Source organism: Lwoffella lincolnii (assembly GCF_002014765.1).
GTDB classification, from domain to species: domain Bacteria; phylum Pseudomonadota; class Gammaproteobacteria; order Pseudomonadales; family Moraxellaceae; genus Psychrobacter; species Psychrobacter lincolnii.
Window position 1 is genome coordinate 1 of sequence record NZ_MUYT01000007.1, and the last position, 19,477, is coordinate 19,477.

General features: G+C 42.9%; 13 protein-coding genes and 1 riboswitch. Of the genes, 9 read left to right on the forward strand and 4 right to left on the reverse strand.

What is annotated here, in order from left to right; translation table 11 throughout:
- Positions 1–81 precede the first annotated feature (81 nt).
- The 3 genes from B0682_RS05370 (at position 82) to B0682_RS05380 (ending at position 3,842) form a co-directional block, all read left to right on the forward strand.
- The gene (locus tag B0682_RS05370; RefSeq protein ID WP_143823297.1) at positions 82–576 is read left to right on the forward strand and encodes a chorismate--pyruvate lyase family protein; all 495 of its coding nucleotides are present in this window, start codon (positions 82–84) and stop codon (positions 574–576) included.
- 100 nt (positions 577–676) lie between these two features.
- Positions 677–1,933, forward strand: a complete 1,257-nt coding sequence (gene glyA / locus B0682_RS05375) for a serine hydroxymethyltransferase (RefSeq protein WP_078307203.1) — start codon at positions 677–679, stop codon at positions 1,931–1,933.
- Positions 1,934–1,949: 16 nt separating this feature from the next.
- Positions 1,950–3,842 (forward strand): ABC transporter ATP-binding protein, encoded by a 1,893-nt coding sequence (locus B0682_RS05380; protein ID WP_078307204.1) that lies wholly within the window; start codon positions 1,950–1,952, stop codon positions 3,840–3,842.
- Positions 3,843–3,845: 3 nt separating this feature from the next.
- Here the strand turns inward: B0682_RS05380 and B0682_RS05385 are convergent, their stop codons facing one another.
- A complete protein-coding gene (locus B0682_RS05385) occupies positions 3,846–4,604 on the reverse strand; it encodes an endonuclease/exonuclease/phosphatase family protein (RefSeq protein ID WP_078307547.1) in 759 nt (252 codons plus the stop codon).
- 324 nt (positions 4,605–4,928) lie between these two features.
- Between B0682_RS05385 and B0682_RS05390 the strand changes: the two genes are divergently transcribed.
- From B0682_RS05390 to B0682_RS05405, 3 genes are all read left to right on the forward strand, one after another.
- Positions 4,929–6,440, forward strand: a complete 1,512-nt coding sequence (locus tag B0682_RS05390; protein WP_078307207.1) for a surface lipoprotein assembly modifier — start codon at positions 4,929–4,931, stop codon at positions 6,438–6,440.
- A 275-nt stretch (positions 6,441–6,715) separates the two neighbouring features.
- The gene (locus tag B0682_RS05395) at positions 6,716–8,842 is read left to right on the forward strand and encodes a transferrin-binding protein-like solute binding protein (protein WP_078307209.1); all 2,127 of its coding nucleotides are present in this window, start codon (positions 6,716–6,718) and stop codon (positions 8,840–8,842) included.
- Between the two features lie 428 nt (positions 8,843–9,270).
- Positions 9,271–12,483, forward strand: a complete 3,213-nt coding sequence (locus B0682_RS05405) for a lactoferrin/transferrin family TonB-dependent receptor (RefSeq protein WP_078307214.1) — start codon at positions 9,271–9,273, stop codon at positions 12,481–12,483.
- Between the two features lie 177 nt (positions 12,484–12,660).
- Here B0682_RS05405 and B0682_RS05410 read toward each other — a convergent pair whose 3' ends face one another.
- A complete protein-coding gene (locus B0682_RS05410) occupies positions 12,661–12,978 on the reverse strand; it encodes a PepSY domain-containing protein (protein ID WP_078307215.1) in 318 nt (105 codons plus the stop codon).
- Positions 12,979–13,359: 381 nt separating this feature from the next.
- Here B0682_RS05410 and ribBA point away from each other — a divergent pair, with 381 nt between their 5' ends.
- Complete coding sequence (gene ribBA / locus B0682_RS05415) at positions 13,360–14,484, forward strand: bifunctional 3,4-dihydroxy-2-butanone-4-phosphate synthase/GTP cyclohydrolase II (RefSeq protein WP_078307217.1); 1,125 nt, start codon at positions 13,360–13,362, stop codon at positions 14,482–14,484.
- Positions 14,485–14,633: 149 nt separating this feature from the next.
- Here ribBA and thiC read toward each other — a convergent pair whose 3' ends face one another.
- Together thiC and B0682_RS09510 are read right to left on the reverse strand one after the other, a co-directional pair.
- On the reverse strand, positions 14,634–16,622 hold the full coding sequence (gene thiC / locus B0682_RS05420; protein ID WP_078307220.1) for a phosphomethylpyrimidine synthase ThiC: 1,989 nt from the start codon (positions 16,620–16,622) through the stop codon (positions 14,634–14,636).
- Positions 16,623–16,642: 20 nt separating this feature from the next.
- A complete protein-coding gene (locus tag B0682_RS09510) occupies positions 16,643–16,798 on the reverse strand; it encodes a hypothetical protein (RefSeq protein WP_158077872.1) in 156 nt (51 codons plus the stop codon).
- A riboswitch (TPP riboswitch) is annotated at positions 16,787–16,911 on the reverse strand. It overlaps the preceding gene by 12 nt.
- A gap of 167 nt (positions 16,912–17,078) precedes the next feature.
- Between B0682_RS09510 and pstS the strand changes: the two genes are divergently transcribed.
- Together pstS and pstC are read left to right on the forward strand one after the other, a co-directional pair.
- Entirely contained in the window at positions 17,079–18,236 is a 1,158-nt protein-coding gene (gene pstS / locus B0682_RS05425) for a phosphate ABC transporter substrate-binding protein PstS (protein ID WP_078307222.1), read from the forward strand.
- 137 nt (positions 18,237–18,373) lie between these two features.
- The gene (gene pstC / locus B0682_RS05430; RefSeq protein ID WP_078307223.1) at positions 18,374–19,327 is read left to right on the forward strand and encodes a phosphate ABC transporter permease subunit PstC; all 954 of its coding nucleotides are present in this window, start codon (positions 18,374–18,376) and stop codon (positions 19,325–19,327) included.
- Positions 19,328–19,477 lie beyond the last annotated feature (150 nt).

A 19,477-nucleotide genomic window follows, 5' to 3' on the forward strand; every position in this document is an offset into this window, starting at 1 on the left:
CCCCTTCAATAGAAGGGGGGTGTTTTTTTGTTTTTTATGTTGTTTCTTTATCTTTTAAAGTTTGGTTGTTATTATAAGTATATGTCATATTATCATCAGTCTTTGCCAGTTAATTTGTTGCCTTATCTTTATGCTAAAGGTTCATTAACTGTTTTGCTTGAGCAGGTGGCTAATCAGCCGTTAAGGGTTGATAGGGTGTTTGAAGGCTTTGAACCTTTAAGTTTAATTCAAAAACGACAACTAGGATTTGTTGAGTCTGGTTTGCTAAGTCGCCCTATGATGGCTTGGAATAGACTGGTTTGGCTTTATGGTGATGATGATGAACCTTGGGTATCTGCACAAAGTGTTTTTCCTTTAATTGGCTTGCAGGGTGATGCCAAGCGTTTAAAGCATCTAAAAAATACGCCAATTGGTTATGTGTTGTTTAAACGCCAGACTGCTTTACCTAATTCTCGTGTGATAATGAATACCCAACAAGGATGGCAAAGACAGACAAGTTATGATTGGTATGGCAGGCCTTTATTGATAACAGAGACTTTTTTACCAGTTTTTCAAAAACGTCTGTTGGCAAGATAAAGCAGTCGAAAGCAGTCGTTTTTTGCTTGTTATTCGTGATACACTTAAATGCGAACGCTTCCCCACAATTTATCTCCCTTATTCATAAAAGGACATAAAAATGTATAATAATGTGAGTATTCAAGATTTTGACCCTGTTCTTGCTGAGGCAATGGGACAAGAAAGTCAACGTCAAGAAGAGCATATTGAGCTGATTGCATCAGAAAACTATTGTTCGCAAATGGTCATGCAGGCTCAAGGCAGTGATTTGACCAATAAATATGCTGAGGGTTATCCTGGTAAGCGTTATTATGGTGGTTGTGAGTATGTTGATGTGGTTGAGCAACTTGCCATTGAACGCGCTAAAGAGCTTTTTGGGGCTGAGTATGTTAATGTGCAGCCACATTCTGGCTCACAAGCCAACTCAGCGGTATTTTTGGCGTTGTTAGATGCCAATGATACGGTGCTTGGTATGAGTTTAGATGCAGGTGGTCATTTGACTCACGGTGCTCGTGTGAATTTTTCTGGCATCAATTATCATGCTGTGCAATATGGGTTAGATGAAAAAACTGGTTTGATTGATTATGAGCAAGTTGAACGTCTTGCTAAAGAACATCAGCCTAAGATGATTATTGCTGGCTTTTCTGCTTATTCGCAAATCATTGATTGGCAACGTTTCCGTGAAATTGCCGACAGTGTTGGGGCATATTTGTTTGTGGACATGGCACATGTGGCGGGTTTGATTGCTGCTGGCATTTATCCAAGCCCTGTGCCATTTGCTGATGTGGTGAGTACGACGACTCACAAAACTTTGCGAGGCCCCCGTTCTGGTTTGATACTTTCTCGTGATGACAAACTTGCCAAAAAATTAAATTCTGCGGTGTTTCCTGGCAATCAAGGTGGTCCATTGATGCACGTGATTGCAGCTAAGGCGGTCTGTTTTAAAGAAGCTTTGCAAGATGACTTTAAGGCTTATCAGCGTCAAGTGGTGCAAAATGCCAAGGCGATGGCATCTGTTATTCAAGAGCGTGGTTATGACATTATCTCGGGTGGCACAGAAAATCATCTGATGCTTATTAGTTTGGTTAGGCAAGGCTTAACAGGTAAAGAAGCAGATAAATGGCTGGGTGATGCGTTTATTACTGTCAATAAAAATGCCGTACCTAATGACCCACAGTCGCCGTTTGTAACCTCAGGCATTCGCATTGGTACGCCAGCGGTAACCACTCGTGGCTTTAAAGAAGCGGAAGTGACTGAGTTGGCGGCTTGGATTTGTGATGTTTTAGACAGCAAGGGCGATAAAGCAGTGATTGACACAATTCGTGAAAAGGTCAAAGTATTGTGTGCTAAGTTCCCTGTTTATGCCAAAAATCAATAAGCATTGATTTTAATTTATGAACGCTCTTTTTCATTTTTTTGAAACTCGCTTACCACCTTATCCAGACAATGACATTCCTTTGCCAATAGATGGATTGGCAAAGTTTTTATGGGCATGTACCCATGGATTAAGGGGTTGGTTATTGCTGTTTATGGTATTTACCGCTGGCGTTGGGGTGTATGAGGCGTTGCTGTTTGCCTGGGTAGGCAATCTGGTAGATTGGCTGGGTGAGTATTCGCCAAGTGAGCTGTGGCAAGCCAAAGGAGACATGCTGACACTGATGGCAGTGGTGTTATTGATAAGTCCTGTGTGGATATGGCTGAATTCTTTGGTGCATTTTCAGGTGTTGCAGGGGGTATTCCCCATGCAAATGCGATGGCGATTTCATCGGCACATGCTGGGTCAGTCCATGCAATTTTATCAAGATGAGTTCTCTGGAAGAGTGTCTGCTAAAGTCATGCAAACCGCTTTGGCCGTGCGTGATACCATCATGACCGTGGGGGACATGCTGATGTATGTCAGTGTGTATTTTTTAACCACTGGGGTGATATTGTTTCGTTTGGATAAATGGTTGCTTGTGCCGTTTATGCTATGGATTGTGATGTTTTCTTTGTCTCTGTGGTTTTTCATTCCCCGTTTAAAACTGGCCGCCAGTCGTCAAGCTGATGCTCGTGCGTTGATGACAGGTCGCATCACCGATGCTTATGCCAATATTGCCACGGTTAAGTTATTTAGCCATTCACGCCGTGAGCTTACATACGCCAAAGATGCCATGCGTCAATTTTTGCTGACGGTACATGGGCAGATGCGATGGGTTACTTGGTTGGAAGTGATTAACCATCTTACCAGCGTGGTATTGATAGGCAGTACAGCAGTGATTGGCATTTATCTGTGGCAAGACAGTCTGATAACAGTGGGGGCAATTGCCGCAGCAACAGCGATGGCATTGCGGTTAAATGGCTTGACCCATTGGATTATGTGGCAGACAGCAACGTTGTTTGAAAACATTGGTACTGTGCAAGATGGCATCAGCACTTTATCCACACCACATGCCATTATTGACCAGCCCAACGCCCAAGAATTAAAGGTGAATCAGGGTGAGATTGTGTTTCATGATGTTAAGTTTACTTATGATGGCATCAAGATGGAGAACAGTCATCTAAAAGACAATCAGGCTAAACATGACCATTTATTAAATGAGTTTAATCTGCACATTCAAGCAGGTGAAAAAGTAGGGCTAGTCGGTCGCAGTGGGGCAGGAAAATCAACCTTGGTGAACTTACTGTTACGCTTTTATGATGTGGATTCTGGGGCGATTTTAATTGACCAGCAAAATATTGCTCAGATGAGCCAAGAAAGTTTACGCCAACAAATCGGTATGGTAACCCAAGACACATCTTTGCTACATCGTACTGTGCGAGAGAATATTGCTTACGGTCGTCCCACTGCCAGCGATGATGACATTATCAACGCTGCCAAACAAGCTCATGCGTGGGAGTTTATTCAACAGTTATCCGATGCCAAAGGCAACACAGGCTTAGACACGCAAGTGGGTGAGCGTGGTGTTAAACTCTCTGGTGGGCAACGTCAACGCATTGCCATTGCTCGTGTCATGCTCAAAAACGCTCCGATTTTGCTTCTTGATGAGGCAACATCAGCACTTGATAGTGAAGTGGAACACGCCATTACTGATAGCTTAAATGACATGATGTCAGGTAAGACAGTGATTGCCATTGCTCACCGATTATCAACGATTGCATCAATGGATAGACTGGTGGTGATGGATAAAGGGCAAATTGTAGAGCAGGGTAGCCATGTGGAACTGTTGGCTAAAAATGGGGTGTATGCACGACTGTGGGCAAGACAAAGTGGCGGATTTTTGGGAGAAGAGGTGGCAGAAGACGAGTAACTGTCATAAAGGCAACAGCTCAGCACTGATTGGCAGATGGTCAGATAGATCTGACCACGGCTTACCTGTGTGTACCCACGCCCGTTTGACCTTAAGATGACGCACATAAATGCGATCAAGGCTCAGCATGGGCAAAATGGCAGGAAAAGTGGCGAATAGCTTGCCATGACAGGATAAAAACGCTTCGGTCATGTTGAGCTGATTGCCAAGTTTTTGGCAGGCGTTTTTTTGCCAATCATTAAAATCTCCTGCTAGAATTAATGGTTGCGTCGAATCTATCACGTCATTGACGTAGGTGGCGATGGCGTCATACTGGCGTTCTCGTCCACTTTCTAATAAGTTTAAATGGGCGCACAACACCACCACTGGCACTGACCAACCATCGGGCAACACTTCACAATGCAACACACCCCGCTTTTCCAATTGATTGACGGTGATATTGACGTTGTGCTTGGGGTCTAGGGGGTGGCGACTCAGTACGGCATTGCCATGATGTCCGTGGTTGTATTCACAATTTTTACCGTAGCTTTGTTGATAATCCAAAAATTCACCAAACCATTCATGCTGAGACTGCTCTGGAAATTCGTTAAATTTGACCATTCGTTTTAGGTTTTGCCCTTGTACTTCTTGTAGGCATAGAATGTCTGGGGCAAGCTGTTTTAGGGCATCGGCGATGCCGTCTAATTTGACTTGACGGTTTAAGGCGGACATGCCTTTATGAATGTTATAGCTGGTGAGAATGATGGGGGCAGCAGTTGACATGTGATATGTTTTAATTTGCCAATGACAATCTTGCTTGTAGATACTTAGAATCAAGTGGCGTAAATACAGGTGAATTTGGCTTATCATCTTTGAGTTTAGGTTCAAACTTCACGTAATGTCTCATTTTGAAAATGATGACGGTAAAGTGTGATAAAACCATTTTAGAAGTGGCTAGCATACCATGTTTTGATTAAATGGTGTGTAATTTCTATGATTTATCTTATGTTTTGCTTTGAGTATGAGTTAATGATAATCATTCACATTTTTATGTTTAAATCGCATAAAAAATGGTAAAATATGCTCGCTTTTTTGATAGGAGCTGTCATGACAATCACGCCTGTTTATACCACATTCACCCCCAGCAAAACACCCATAAAAATTTTTATGGCTGGCTTGACTTTTCTAATCGCTCATATCAGCCATGCCGATGATGGTCGCACCGACAATCAAGAGCCAATCAATCAAGAAATAACCGCCCTTGAACCCATCATTAACCATGCTCAGCCTGAACTATTGCCCCATGGTATATTAACACCAACAACAGAACCAACACTGGCACAAACGCCAAATCCTGACGAAGATACGCTCATCGCCGATGAGGCGTTACTGCTTGATAACCCCGATTTGCTCAATCACGCCCTAAATTCTGCTGTCATGACCAATCATATGGCAGGGGTTCACGCATTATTGCCCATTTATCAAAAACTGCCCAAAGACCATCAAAATGGCATTTTACTTGGGTATGCCAATGCACTGGCTGCCTTGGACAAAGGCAACGCCAAGCCTGCCATTCATGAACTGCGTCGCATCATCGCCATCATGCCTGAATATAATGTGGTGCGTTTTCATCTGGCAAGGGCATTATTTATGGACAAACAAAACGAAGCCGCCCTTGACCAGTTTAATAAATTACATGCTGACAACTTACCAGATGATGTGCGACAGGTTGTTGGGCAGTACAGACAAGCGTTAAAACAACGAGATTCATGGACATGGCAAGCAGGGATGAATCTGGCCAAAGAAGACAACATTAATCAGGTGCCCAAAAAAACCACGCAAGGTCAATGGACTTTTGACAAACCCATTGACGCCATCACTCTAAGCTATCAACTAGGGGCGGATAAAAAGTGGTCTTTGCCCAAAGGGGCATATGTGGGAGCAAACGCCCAAATCCATGGCAAACATCATCAAAATCACAAAAAATACAACGACCATTGGGGCAGACTGGGGGCAAATTTGGGCTTTGCTGATGCCAAAAAAGACCTTGGCATTGAGGCCTATGGTGAAAAAAGATTTTATGGGCATGAGCGTTATACCGACACCATAGGCATACGCATGTCAGCTGATTATAGAATCAACCCAAAATTTCAAAGCCTAAACGCCATAGACATATCACGCCTAACCAACCATCGGACGCCTAGGGCTGACAGTAACAACACTTTATACAGCACATCATTGGTTTATTACCCAAATGCCACACGCTATTATCTTTTGGGGGCAGACTTTTATGATGAAAAAGTGCCACAAGACCCATCTGACAGCTATGAGCGCCGTGGCATACGCACAGCGTGGGGGCAAGAATGGGCGGGCGGTCTTTCAAGCCGTGCCCAAATCAGCATCAACAAACGCCATTACCAAGGGGCAAACTTAACCAGCGGCGGACAAATTCGCCATGATAAACAGATGCAAGCGTCTTTATCATTTTGGCACAGAGACATTCACAAATGGGGCATCACGCCACGGCTGACCATCAGCACAAACATCAATAAAAGCAATGACATTAAGGCAAATTACCATAAAAATCAAATGTTTGTTGAGTTTAGTCGCATTTTTTGATGGGATAAGCACGCCCTGCTTTTGTTTTTTATAAAAAAAATGTACCATCATAGACAATATCAAGAAAAAATCAAGAAAAAAATCAAAAATATAATAGATAATTGTTATTGTTTATGTTATTATTTATCAATGTAAATTTGCCGTATTTTGTCCATCACAAACGCACTTATCATAACTGCTCAAACAAATACGCCAAATGCACATTATCGGCATGCCAAAACAGGCATCAACAGACTTGTTTAGATAATACCATCAACCCATCAGAGGATTATTTTATGAAGCACATTCCTTTAACCACACTGTGTGTGGCAATCTCTGCCGTCTTATTAACCGCTTGTGGTGGCAGTGGTGGTTCAAATCCACCTGCTCCTACACCCATTCCAAATGCAGGCAATGCAGGTAATACTGGCGGTACAGGAAATACAGGCGGTACTGGCAATACTGATAATGCAGCCAATGCTGGCAGTACTGGCGGTGCAAACTCTGGTACAGGCAGTGCCAACACACCAGAACCAAAATATCAAGATGTGCCAACAACGCCCAATAACAAAGAACAAGTTTCATCCATTCAAGAACCTGCCATGGGTTTTGGCATGGCTTTGAGTAAAATCAACCTATACGACCGACAAGACACGCCATTAGATGAAAAAAATATCATTACCTTGGACGGTAAAAAACAAGTTGCAAAAGGTGAAAAATCACCATTGCCATTTTCGTTAGATGTAGAAAATAAATTACTTGATGGCTATATGGCAAAAATGGATCAAGCGGATAAAAATGCCATTGGTGAAAAAATTAAGAGAGACAATAAACAAATCTCCGATGCAGAACTTGCCAAAAAAATCAAAGAAGATGTGCGTAAAAGCCCTTATTTTCAGCAAGTATTATCATCAATGCAAGCGAAAACTTCCCATTCAAATGACCAAACAACCAAAGCAACCACACGAGATTTACAATATGTTGATTACGGTTACTACTTGGTAAATGATGGCAACTATCTAACCGTCAGAAAAACAGATGATCCAAAACTTTGGAATTCAGGCCCTGTGGGCGGTGTGTTTTATAATGGCACAACGACCGCCAAAGAGTTGCCCACACAAGATAAGGTCAAATACAAAGGACATTGGGACTTCATGACTGATGTTGCCAACAAAAAAAACCGATTTAGCGAAGTGCAAGAAACCTATCAAGCAGGTTGGTGGTATGGGGCATCTTCAAAAGATGAATACAAGCGCTTATTAACCCAAGAAGGCTCTGCCCCTGATGGTCATAGCGGTGAATATGGTCATAGCAGTGAGTTTACGGTAGATTTTAGTAAAAAGAGCCTAACAGGTGAGCTGTTTAGTAACCTACAAGACAGCCATAAGAGCGAGGTTAAGAAAACCAAACGCTACGATATTCAGGCTAATATCCACGGCAACCGCTTCCGTGGCAGTGCCACCGCAATCAATAAAGATGATGCAAGCAAAAGCAAACACCCCTTTACCAGCGATGCTACAAACAAGCTAGAAGGTGGTTTTTATGGACCAAAAGGCGAGGAGCTGGCAGGTAAATTCTTAACCGATGACAACAAACTCTTTGGTGTCTTTGGTGCTAAACAAGAGGGTAATGTAGAAAAAACCGAAGCCATCTTAGATGCTTATGCACTTGGGACATTTAACAAAAATAAAGCAACCACATTCACCCCATTTACCGAAAAACAACTGGATAACTTTGGCAATGCCAAAAAGTTGGTCTTGGGTTCTACCGTCATTGATTTGGTATCTACCGATGCCACCAAAAATGAATTCACCAAAGACAAGCCAGAGTCTGCCACAAACAAAGCGGGCGAGACTTTGATGGTGAATGATAAAGTTAGTGTCAAAACCTATGGCAAAAACTTTGAATACCTAAAATTTGGTGAGCTCAGTGTCGGCACAAGCAACAGTGTCTTTTTGCAAGGTGAACGCACCGCTACCACAGGCGAGAAAGCCGTACCAACCACAGGCAAAGCCAAATATTTGGGGAACTGGGTAGGATACATCACAGGAGCGGACTCATCAAAAGGCTTTAATGATGCCAAAGATGTTGCTGATTTTGACATTGACTTTGCAAGCAAAACAGTTAATGGCAAACTTATCACCAAAGACCGCAAAGACCCTGTATTTAACATCACAGGTCAAATCGCAGGCAATGGCTGGACAGGCAAAGCCAGCACCGCCGAAGCGAACGCAGGGGGCTATAAGATAGATTCTAGCAGTACAGGCAAATCCATCGTCATCAAAGATGCCGAGGTTACTGGGGGCTTTTATGGTCCAAATGCAACCGAGATGGGTGGGTCATTTGCACACAAAAACAGCGGTGATGACGGTAAAGTCTCTGTGGTTTTTGGCACAAAAAAACAACAAGAAGTTAAGCAGTAATTTAAACACAATGTTTGTTTGGCTGATGGGGTGGATACTTAATCAAACATGAATGATTAAGATGATTGACCACTGAAAAAATCAAACTAGCCAAGTCGGTCTACGATGCAGGCTAGTTTGAGCTTAAACGATAACTGACCCATCAATGCAATGTGGGTTTGGGTTGTCGTTTATAGATTGTGGTCGTTTATACATCACATCGTCAATGAGAAATAATCTACTCAAACTTACCCTTGCTGTGATAATATATCCAGTGGTTCGAAAGGCAGACCAGATTTGGTAATGAGAGAATAAGTTTGTACATATGGCACATGGCATGATAAAGATATCAATGTCAGTAAGAACATTCTTGTGGTCAGGTTTGACCGTCTTGCAGAAGGAATCCCTGAACGATAGGCAGGGAAGAAAATCAATATTTAGGGCATCATATGAAGCAAAATTTACTTCCAATTTTTAAGCTAAGCACATTATGCTTATCATTAATGCTGGCCACTTCTGCCATGGCAGACACTGCCATCAAAGCCACCGATTTAAAGACTCCTAATAAAACCAACACTGCTCCCACCACAGAGCTTGAAGCCTTACGATTTGTTGCTGATAAACAACTCACTCGTAAAGCCAACGAAGTTACAGGGCTTGGCAAGGTGGTCAAAACTGCTGAGACCATCAATAAAGAACAAGTACTAAACATTCGAGACTTAACACGTTATGACCCTGGCATTGCTGTGGTTGAGCAAGGTCGTGGGGCAAGCTCGGGCTATTCTATTCGTGGTATGGATAAAAATCGCGTGGCGGTATTGGTTGATGGCATCAATCAAGCCCAGCACTATGCCCTACAAGGCCCTGTGGCAGGCAAAAATTATGCCGCAGGTGGGGCAATCAACGAAATAGAATACGAAAATGTCCGCTCCATTGAGATTAGTAAAGGTGCAAATTCAAGTGAACATGGCTCTGGGGCGTTATCTGGCTCTGTGGCATTTGTTACCAAAACCGCCGATGACATCATCAAAGATGGTAAAGATTGGGGCGTGCAGACCAAAACCGCCTATGCCAGTAAAAATAACGCATGGGTTAATTCTGTGGCAGCAGCAGGCAAGGCAGGTTCTTTTAGTGGTCTTGTCATCTACACCGACCGCCGTGGTCAAGAATACAAGGCACATGATGATGCCTATCAGGGCAGCCAAAGTTTTGATAGGGCGGTGGCAACCACTGACCCAAATAACCACACATTTTTAATGGCAAATGAATGTGCCAATGGTGATTATGAAGCGTGTGCCTCTGGCGGTCAAACCAAACTTCAAGCCAAGCCAACCAATGTGCGTGATAAGGTAAATGTCAAAGATTATACAGGCCCTAACCGCCTTATTCCAAACCCACTCACCCAAGACAGCAAATCCTTGCTACTTCGCCCAGGTTATCAGCTAAACGATAAGCACTATGTCGGTGGTGTGTATGAAACCACCAAACAAAACTATGCCATGCAAGATAAAACCGTGCCTGCTTATCTGACGGTTCATGACATTGACAAATCAAGGCTCAGCAACCATGCCCAAGCCAATGGCTATTATCAAGGCAATAACCTTGGTGAACGCATTCGTGATGCTATTGGGGCAAATTCAGGTTATGGCATCAACTATGCTCATGGCGTATTTTATGACGAAAAACACCAAAAAGACCGCCTAGGGCTTGAATATGTTTATGACAGCAAAGGTGAAAATAAATGGTTTGATGATGTGCGTGTGTCTTATGACAAGCAAGACATTACGCTACGCAGCCAGCTGACCAACACGCACTGTTCAACCTATCCGCACATTGACAAAAATTGTACGCCTGATGTCAATAAACCTTTTTCGGTAAAAGAGGTGGATAACAATGCCTATAAAGAACAGCATAATTTAATCAAAGCCGTCTTTAACAAAAAACTGGCGTTGGGTAGTACACATCATCACATCAATCTGCAAGTTGGCTATGATAAATTCAATTCAAGCCTTAGCCGTGAAGATTATCGTTTGGCAACCCATCAATCTTATCAAAAACTTGATTACACCCCACTAAGTAATCCTTTGCCAGATGAGTTTAAGCCGATTTTAGGTTCAGACAACAGACCCATTTGCCTTGATGCTCATGGTTATGGCAGTACCCATAACCATGCTTGTAACACCAACAACAGCACTTATCAAAATTTTGCCATCAAGCAAGGCATAGAGCAATACAACCAAAAAACCAATACCGATAAGATTAATTATCAAGCCGTCATTGACAAATATGATAAACAACACCCCAACAACACCCTAAAACCCTTTGAGAAAATCAAACAAAGTTTGGGGCAAGAAAAATACAACAAGATAGACAAACTGGGCTTTGATGCTTATGCAAAGCTACGCAAACAATGGGCGGATTGGGCCAATAAGAACAGCCAACAAAACGCCAAAAAAGGCACGGATAATATCTATGAGCCAAATCAAGCGACTGTTGTCAAAGATGATAAATGCAAATATAGCGAGACCAACAGCTATGCTGATTGCTCAACCACTCGCCACATCAGCGGTAATAATTATTTCATCGCTTTAAAAGACAACATGACCATCAATAAATATGTTGATTTGGGGTTGGGCGCTCGCTATGACAGAATCAAACACAAATCTGATGTGCCTTTGGTGGACAACAGTGCCAGCAATCAGCTGTCTTGGAATTTTGGCGTGGTGGTCAAGCCCACCAACTGGCTGGACATCGCTTATAGAAGCTCGCAAGGCTTTCGCATGCCAAGTTTTTCTGAAATGTATGGCGAACGCTTTGGCGTAACCATCGGTAAAGGCACGCAACATGGCTGTAAGGGTCTTTGGTACACCTGTGAACAGACTGTCCATCAAACCAAGCTAAAACCTGAAAAATCCTTTAACCAAGAAATCGGAGCGACTTTATATAATCACTTAGGCAGCCTTGAAGTCAGTTATTTTAAAAATCGCTATACCGATTTGATTGTTGGCAAAAGTGAAGAGATTAGAACCCTAACCCAAGGTGCTGATGCAGGCAAACAGCGTGGTAAGGGTGATTTGGGCTTTCATAATGGACAAGATGCTGATTTGACAGGCATTAACATTCTTGGCAGACTTGACCTAAACGCTGTCAATAGTCGCATTCCCTATGGACTATACTCAACACTGGCTTATAACAAAGTTGATGTTAAAGGAAAAACCTTAAACCCAACTTTGGCAGGAACAAACATGCTGTTTGATGCCATTCAGCCATCTCGTTATGTGGTGGGAATCGGCTATGATGCCCCAAGCCAAAAATGGGGAGCAAACGCCATGTTTACCCATTCTGATGCCAAAAATCCAAGCGAGATTGAGGCAGATAAGAACTTAGGTAATGGCAACATTCAAACAAAACAAGCCACCAAAGCAAAATCCACGCCGTGGCGAACACTTGATTTGTCAGGTTATGTGAACATAAAAGATAACTTTACCTTGCGTGCTGGCGTGTACAATGTATTTGATACCTATTACACCACTTGGGAATCTTTACGCCAAACAGCAGAAGGGGCGGTCAATCAGCATACAGGACTTAGCCAAGATAAGCATTATGGTCGCTATGCTGCTCCTGGACGCAATTACCAATTGGCACTTGAAATGAAGTTTTAACCTGCACTTTTAATCAGTGGCTTGGATGTGCTTGGATGTGATTGTGGCATGCCAAACCCCAACCAACCAATGAATAAAGCCCCCATTTACCATGAGGGCTTTATTTTATCATCGCTAAGTGATGCTCTTAGCGGTCATCATTCATGATTAGTCATTAATTTATTAGTAATTAATTTATTAGTAATCACGCTGCTCTTTGATGATTTTAAGTGATGGGTATTCAAGTACGATGTCATACTCAGCACCGTTTTTATAGGCTTCTACTTCAAAAACAGGCTTGCCCAAAAAGTCGTCAACTTCTATATCGCCGACTTGATAGCCACGAGAAGACAACATTTGAATGGCTTTTTGACGATTTTGGCTAAAGTTGCTATCGCCATAAGCTTGTGCTTTAATACGGTCGTTAGCAACCGCAGCGGTGGAGATGCCAACGGCAGGCAACAAAACAGCAGCACTTAGTACGCCAGCCAACAGTTTATTGGTTAAATTTTTCATAGTAGTGTCCTGATTATTGTAATTTACGTTCATACGTAAGCCACAGATGGGTGAATATGACTGTCAATTGACACGATGTATTACCATCAATGACAAAATGACAGAGCGGTTCGTCTTGTCAGACCATATGACCATATGATTGTCCATATACTTATGTATGGTCAGGACAAGCTGTTATATTATACTGGCATATTCACTGATGTCTGTAGCATATAATAGTTGATTTGTAAAATAATTGTCAGTCATTATGATAAATTGTAAACTGGCAACTTTTAAATTTTAACTAACCGATTTTTTAGACAACTGGTTTTAGACAACTAAGTTATAGATGCTGATGATGGATAATGTCAGCCATTTTACCAATCGATACAAGTAGATACCATGATAAATAATACCACGTTCAATAGCATTCCTGAGATTTTAGACGATATCCGAGCAGGCAAGATGGTCATATTGATGGATGATGAAGACCGAGAAAATGAAGGCGACCTTGTGATGGCGGCTACCCATGTGCGTCCTGATGACATCAATTTTATGATTACCCATGCTCGTGGTTTGGTATGTTTGACCATTACCCAAGAGCGTAGCCGTCAGCTTGATTTGCCCCTGATGAGCGATAAAAATGGGGCAAAATTTAGCACCAATTTCACGGTGTCTATCGAAGCTGCTAAAGGGGTAACGACAGGAATATCAGCGGCTGACCGTGCCAGAACCATTCAAACGGCAGTGTCTGCCACCGCCAAACCTGAAGACATTGTGCAACCAGGGCATATTTTTCCCATTGTGGCTCAAAATGGGGGGGTATTGCACCGCGCTGGGCATACCGAGGCAGGTTGTGATTTAACACATCTTGCAGGGCTTGAGCCAGCGGCGGTAATTTGTGAGATTATCAAAGAAAATGGTGAAATGGCTCGCCGTGATGACTTAGAAGCGTTTGCCAAAACTCATCATCTAAAAATTGGCACAATCGCTGATTTAATCCATTATCGCATGGCAAATGAGCAAACCATCAATGTGGTGGCAAGTTATCCGATGCAGACCGAATTTGGTGAGTTTATGGCGTATCGTTTCCAAGAGCAAAATTCCGATGACACTCATTTGGCCTTGGTCAAAGGCAATCCTGCTGATGGGGTCAATACGGTGCGTGTGCATGGGTTTGAGCCACTTAGAGATTTGTTTGGTGTGCAATCGCTCAATCGTGGTAAAAGTCATTGGAGCATTCAATCGGCACTACAAGAAATTAGCCAATCTGAGCGTGGTGTGTTTGTTTGGATTGGGCATAACCGAAACATCAATCTTGGTGAAGCGTTGGATAATTTCGTTGCTGACCGTGCTGATTCACCCCTTAAATATCAGCAACATCAACCTTATCGCAGTATCGGTGTTGGTGCACAGATTTTACGCCACTTAGGTGTGCGTGATATGCGGTTGCTGTCATCGCCGTTAAAGTTCAATGCGTTATCAGGGTTTGATTTAAATGTGCTTGAGTGTGTGGCAAATCCATAATGCCTGTTGATGGTCTTTTAACCGTCTCTTTTAACTGTCTCTTTTAACCACCTTTTGCCAATCAATGCCATCACTTGCCAATCAAAAACCCACAACTTTTATGTTGTGGGTTTTGTTGTGTCGCATTTGTTCTCAACATTCGGATATGTTCACACTTTGTGATATAAGTGTTTTCCTGTGTTTGCAAATTTTTGCTTCATCTGTGCCATGCCATCACGCACATCATCAACAGAGGCTTCGCCAACTTGTTCGGTCAGTTTGGTTTTGACCTGTTGAAAATCCAATCCTGCGGCATAATCACGCACATTTTGGGTGATTTTCATTGAGCAAAATTTAGGTCCACACATGGAGCAAAAATGGGCGGATTTGTGAGCGTCTTTTGGCAAGGTTTCATCATGAAATTCACGTGCCGTATCTGGGTCAAGTGACAGATTAAATTGGTCTTCCCAGCGAAATTCAAAACGAGCTTTGGATAACGCATTATCACGAGCCTGAGCTCTGGGGTGTCCTTTGGCAAGGTCAGCAGCGTGAGCTGCGATTTTGTAGGTGATGATGCCATCTTTCACGTCTTTTTTGTTTGGCAGACCAAGATGCTCTTTTGGTGTAACATAGCAGAGCATCGCTGTGCCATACCAGCCAATCATTGCCGCACCAATGGCAGATGTGATGTGGTCATAACCTGGGGCAATGTCAGTGGTCAATGGGCCAAGGGTGTAAAATGGGGCTTCTTGACACACATCAAGTTGTAAGTCCATGTTCTCTTTGATGCGATTCATGGCAACGTGTCCTGGGCCTTCAATCATCACTTGCACATCGTGTTGCCACGCCACTTGGGTCAGCTCACCTAAGGTTTTAAGTTCACCAAATTGAGCGTCATCATTGGCATCTTGGATACAACCTGGGCGAAGTCCATCTCCAAGGCTAAAGGTCACATCATAGGCCTTCATGATTTCACAAATGTCTTCAAAATGGGTGTATAAAAAATTTTCTTTATGATGTGCCAAGCACCATTGTGCCATAATTGAGCCACCACGGCTGACAATGCCTGTCAAACGGTTGGCGGTGATAGGCACATAACGCAACAACACACCTGCATGAATGGTGAAATAATCCACGCCTTGTTCGGCTTGCTCAATCAAAGTATCTGCAAACAATGACCACGTCAAATCTTCTGCCACACCACCGACTTTCTCTAACGCTTGATAAATGGGCACAGTGCCGATTGGCACAGGTGAGTTGCGGATAATCCATTCACGGGTTTCGTGAATGTGCTTGCCTGTTGATAAATCCATGATGGTGTCTGCCCCCCAACGGGTTGCCCATGTCATCTTAGCCACTTCTTCATCAATGCTTGAGCCTAAAGCGGAGTTGCCGATATTGGCGTTGATTTTGACTAAAAAATTACGCCCGATAATCATTGGCTCAGATTCTGGGTGATTGATATTACAAGGGATAATGGCTCGTCCTTTGGCAATCTCTTGACGCACAAATTCTGGGGTAATCAGTTTGGGTGTGTTTGCCCCAAAACTCATGCCTGCATGTTGACGCATGTCGCTAAGTTCGTGTTGCTTTTGATTTTCTCGAATGGCGACATATTCCATCTCTGGGGTGATGATGCCTTGCTTGGCATAGTGTATTTGGGTAACATTCCCTGAGAATGAACCACCACGTAATGCTCGTCTTGGCTTATCAATTTGCCCAAAACGTAAGTTGGCAGTGGCGATGTCATTGGCTCGCTCGATGCCGTATTGGCTAGAGAGTTGGGAAAGTTTTTCGGTGTCCCCACGCTCTTTAATCCACTTTTCACGCAATTTGGGCAAGCCTTTGGTTAAGTCAATGGTAACATTTGGGTCGGTATAAACGCCTGATGTGTCATAGACATAAAATGGTGGATTGTATTCACTGCCTGTTTGACCGTCTGTCAAACCAAGTGGCGTATCGGTGAGTGTGATTTCTCGCATTGGCACTTGAATGTCAGGGCGTGAGCCTTGCAGATAGACTTTTTTTGAGGCAGGCAAGGCACGTGTCAGGTCACGGGCTTCTTCTTCAAAGCGGTCATCGGTGAGATTTCTATGTGCGGGGGTTTTATGTGCAGGAGGTTTGTGTGTGTGGGTTTTGTGTGGGTTGAGTTCGTTCATGGCGAGTCCTTGTGATGGGCTTATGGGTAAATGGACTCGGTGGTGGCAAGTGATTTTGTGTCATCTTGATGGCAATTCATCATGCCAGCCATCATGCTTAACAACAATACATGCTCATAGCGACGCACAGCAACACAATGACAGCAACACAATGACAGTAAAACAATAAATGTCAACGACTTCCCTACGACGGTACTAACCGTATCAAGTTCTGCGGGTATGTCTCAGCCAAATTAACGAGTGAACATTTAACCATTGTCTCACTCCTTTAGCACCCCGAGTCTGCTCTAAGCATAACAAAATATGATGACATATGACAATGATAATCACGCCATTTCATTAAATTGTCATAATTGATGAGTAAACTAGGCAATAGACAGTTTTACTCCAAGGTAACCATTTTGCTCTAAGGCAACTATGAACCTTTAATAAATTCTCATCTCATAGGAGCTGTTTATGCAAAAGCTTTCTGTTTTAGTCTTAGCGGTTGCAACAAGCTTATCATTGATGGCTTGTAACCAAACCAAAGATGCCCCAGAAACTGCCGAAAAAATTGGTACAGACACCACGGTTGCCAATACACAAACTGATTCTGCCAACAAATATAAAGACATACAAGGCGTTGCCATGAACATCACTGGTGCTGGTGCGTCATACCCTGCTCCTATCTATGCTAAGTGGTCAGCAGATTATCACACCATCACAGGCGGTAAGGTAAATTATCAATCCATTGGCTCATCTGGTGGTGTTAAGCAAATCATTGAAAAAACCATTGATTTTGGTGCGTCTGATGCCCCAATGACCCCAGAAGAGCTACAAACCAACGGTTTAATCCAATTCCCAACTTTAATTAGTGGCGTTGTGCCTGTCATCAACATCGAAGGCATTGCTCCTGGTGAGTTAACCTTAGATGGTGGCACACTTGCGAACATTTATATGGGCAAAATTAAAAACTGGAATGACCCAGCGATTACCGCTCTTAACGAAGGTGTCACCCTACCTGACGCTCCGATTACCACGGTGTATCGCTCTGATGGCTCTGGCACAACCTTTAATTTCACTGATTATCTTGCCAAAGTCTCTGGCGACTGGGCAAATGATGTGGGTGTGAATAAAAGCATCAGTTGGCCAACTGCGTCAGGTGGCACAGGTGCAGGCGGTAAGGGAAATGAAGGCGTTGCCAGTACAGTCAGTCGTATCCCCAACTCAATCGGTTATGTTGAGTATGCCTATGCCAAGCAAAACAACTTAGCACACACCAAGCTTGTCAATGCCAAAGGTCATGCTGTTGAACCCTCTGCCGATACCTTTGCTGCTGCTGGTGATGTCGATTGGTCGCAAGCAATAGGATTTTATAAGGTCATCACCAACTCAGAAACCGAACAAGCATGGCCAATCGCTGCTGCCACATTCATCTTGGTTCACAAACAACCCAGCAACCCAGAACAAGTCGCTGGTGTGTTGAATTTTTTTAACTGGGTATATGACCAAGGTAATCAAGCTGCCATTGATTTGGACTATGTGCCATTTTCTGATAAAGCGATTGATTTGTTTAAAGATGAGTGGAAAAAAATAGTTGGGGCAGACGGTAGCCCTGCCTATACGCCACAATGAGTCATTATCCATGACTTGACTTTACCATTCCATGACTTACTTTTTGGTATCTAGTTTTTTGGCATAATGTCATTTGCTTTGGCTGTTTGTGATTTATTTTTTGAGATGGTTTTTTTAAGATTGTTCTTGGGGTCATTATGTCCATGTTAAAAGCTCAGCTTGCAAAACAAAAACGCAATGACTGGATATTTGTTAATTTGACTAAATTTTTTGCGTTATTGGTGTTGGTATTATTAAGTGGCATCATGCTGTTACTCATCTATGGGGCATGGCCAAGCATCAAGGAATTTGGATTGGATTTTTATGGCACACAGATATGGAATCCTGTTACCGATGAATACGGAGCAATTGCCCCCATTTATGGCACCATCATGACCTCTGTCCTTGCGATTGGCATTGCTGTGCCAGCAAGCTTTGGTATTGCTGTGTTCTTAACTGAACTATGCCCACCATTATTAAAAAAACCTTTGGGCATCGCCATTGAGTTGTTGGCGGGTATTCCTTCCATCATTTATGGCATGTGGGGTTTATTTGTGTTAGCTCCGTTAATGGCAAAATACATACAACCTTTTTTTATCAAATATTTTGCCAATTTGCCTTTACTTGGTCAGCTATTTTCTGGTGCTCCTTTAGGCATTGGTATGTTTACGGCAGCTTTGGTGCTGGCAATTATGATTATTCCGTTCATCGCTGCCACCATGCGTGATGTGTTTGAAGCAGTGCCTGATTTATTAAAAGAGTCTGCTTATGGCATTGGTGCAACCAAATGGGAAGTTATGTATAAGATTGTTTTGCCTTATACCAAGGTTGGTGTGATGGGTGGGGTAACTTTAGGATTGGGTCGTGCTTTGGGTGAGACCATGGCGGTAACTTTCTTGATTGGTAATGCCTTTAATATTAACCCCAGTATTTTTTCTTCAGGCGTTACCATCACATCAGCCTTGGCAAATGAGTTTGCCGAAGCATCGAATGACCTGCATTTATCATCGCTCTTACACTTGGGCATGATATTGTTCATCATTACTTTTGTGGTGTTGTCATTATCCAAGTTGATGCTGATGCGTATGGATAAACATTCAGGCAACCGATAAGACATGAAAATATTTTATTAATCAAAATATCGTTAATCAAAACATCATGACCATGATTTTAAAGTTTGATATTGCTTCGATGCTTGATATTGATAGAAAAACACGTTCAATGGTCGTTTTTAACGGCATTTCATTTAACGGTATTTAATG

Excerpts from the sequence above, each read along its gene's own strand:
- B0682_RS05370 (WP_143823297.1), top strand. The coding sequence starts at position 82 with ATGTCATATTATCATCAGTCTTTGCCAGTTAATTTGTTGCCTTATCTT.
- glyA (WP_078307203.1), top strand. The coding sequence starts at position 677 with ATGTATAATAATGTGAGTATTCAAGATTTTGACCCTGTTCTTGCTGAG.
- B0682_RS05380 (WP_078307204.1), top strand. The coding sequence starts at position 1,950 with ATGAACGCTCTTTTTCATTTTTTTGAAACTCGCTTACCACCTTATCCA.
- B0682_RS05385 (WP_078307547.1), bottom strand. The coding sequence starts at position 4,604 with ATGTCAACTGCTGCCCCCATCATTCTCACCAGCTATAACATTCATAAA.
- B0682_RS05390 (WP_078307207.1), top strand. The coding sequence starts at position 4,929 with ATGACAATCACGCCTGTTTATACCACATTCACCCCCAGCAAAACACCC.
- B0682_RS05395 (WP_078307209.1), top strand. The coding sequence starts at position 6,716 with ATGAAGCACATTCCTTTAACCACACTGTGTGTGGCAATCTCTGCCGTC.
- B0682_RS05405 (WP_078307214.1), top strand. The coding sequence starts at position 9,271 with ATGAAGCAAAATTTACTTCCAATTTTTAAGCTAAGCACATTATGCTTA.
- B0682_RS05410 (WP_078307215.1), bottom strand. The coding sequence starts at position 12,978 with ATGAAAAATTTAACCAATAAACTGTTGGCTGGCGTACTAAGTGCTGCT.
- ribBA (WP_078307217.1), top strand. The coding sequence starts at position 13,360 with ATGATAAATAATACCACGTTCAATAGCATTCCTGAGATTTTAGACGAT.
- thiC (WP_078307220.1), bottom strand. The coding sequence starts at position 16,622 with ATGAACGAACTCAACCCACACAAAACCCACACACACAAACCTCCTGCA.
- pstS (WP_078307222.1), top strand. The coding sequence starts at position 17,079 with ATGCAAAAGCTTTCTGTTTTAGTCTTAGCGGTTGCAACAAGCTTATCA.
- pstC (WP_078307223.1), top strand. The coding sequence starts at position 18,374 with ATGTCCATGTTAAAAGCTCAGCTTGCAAAACAAAAACGCAATGACTGG.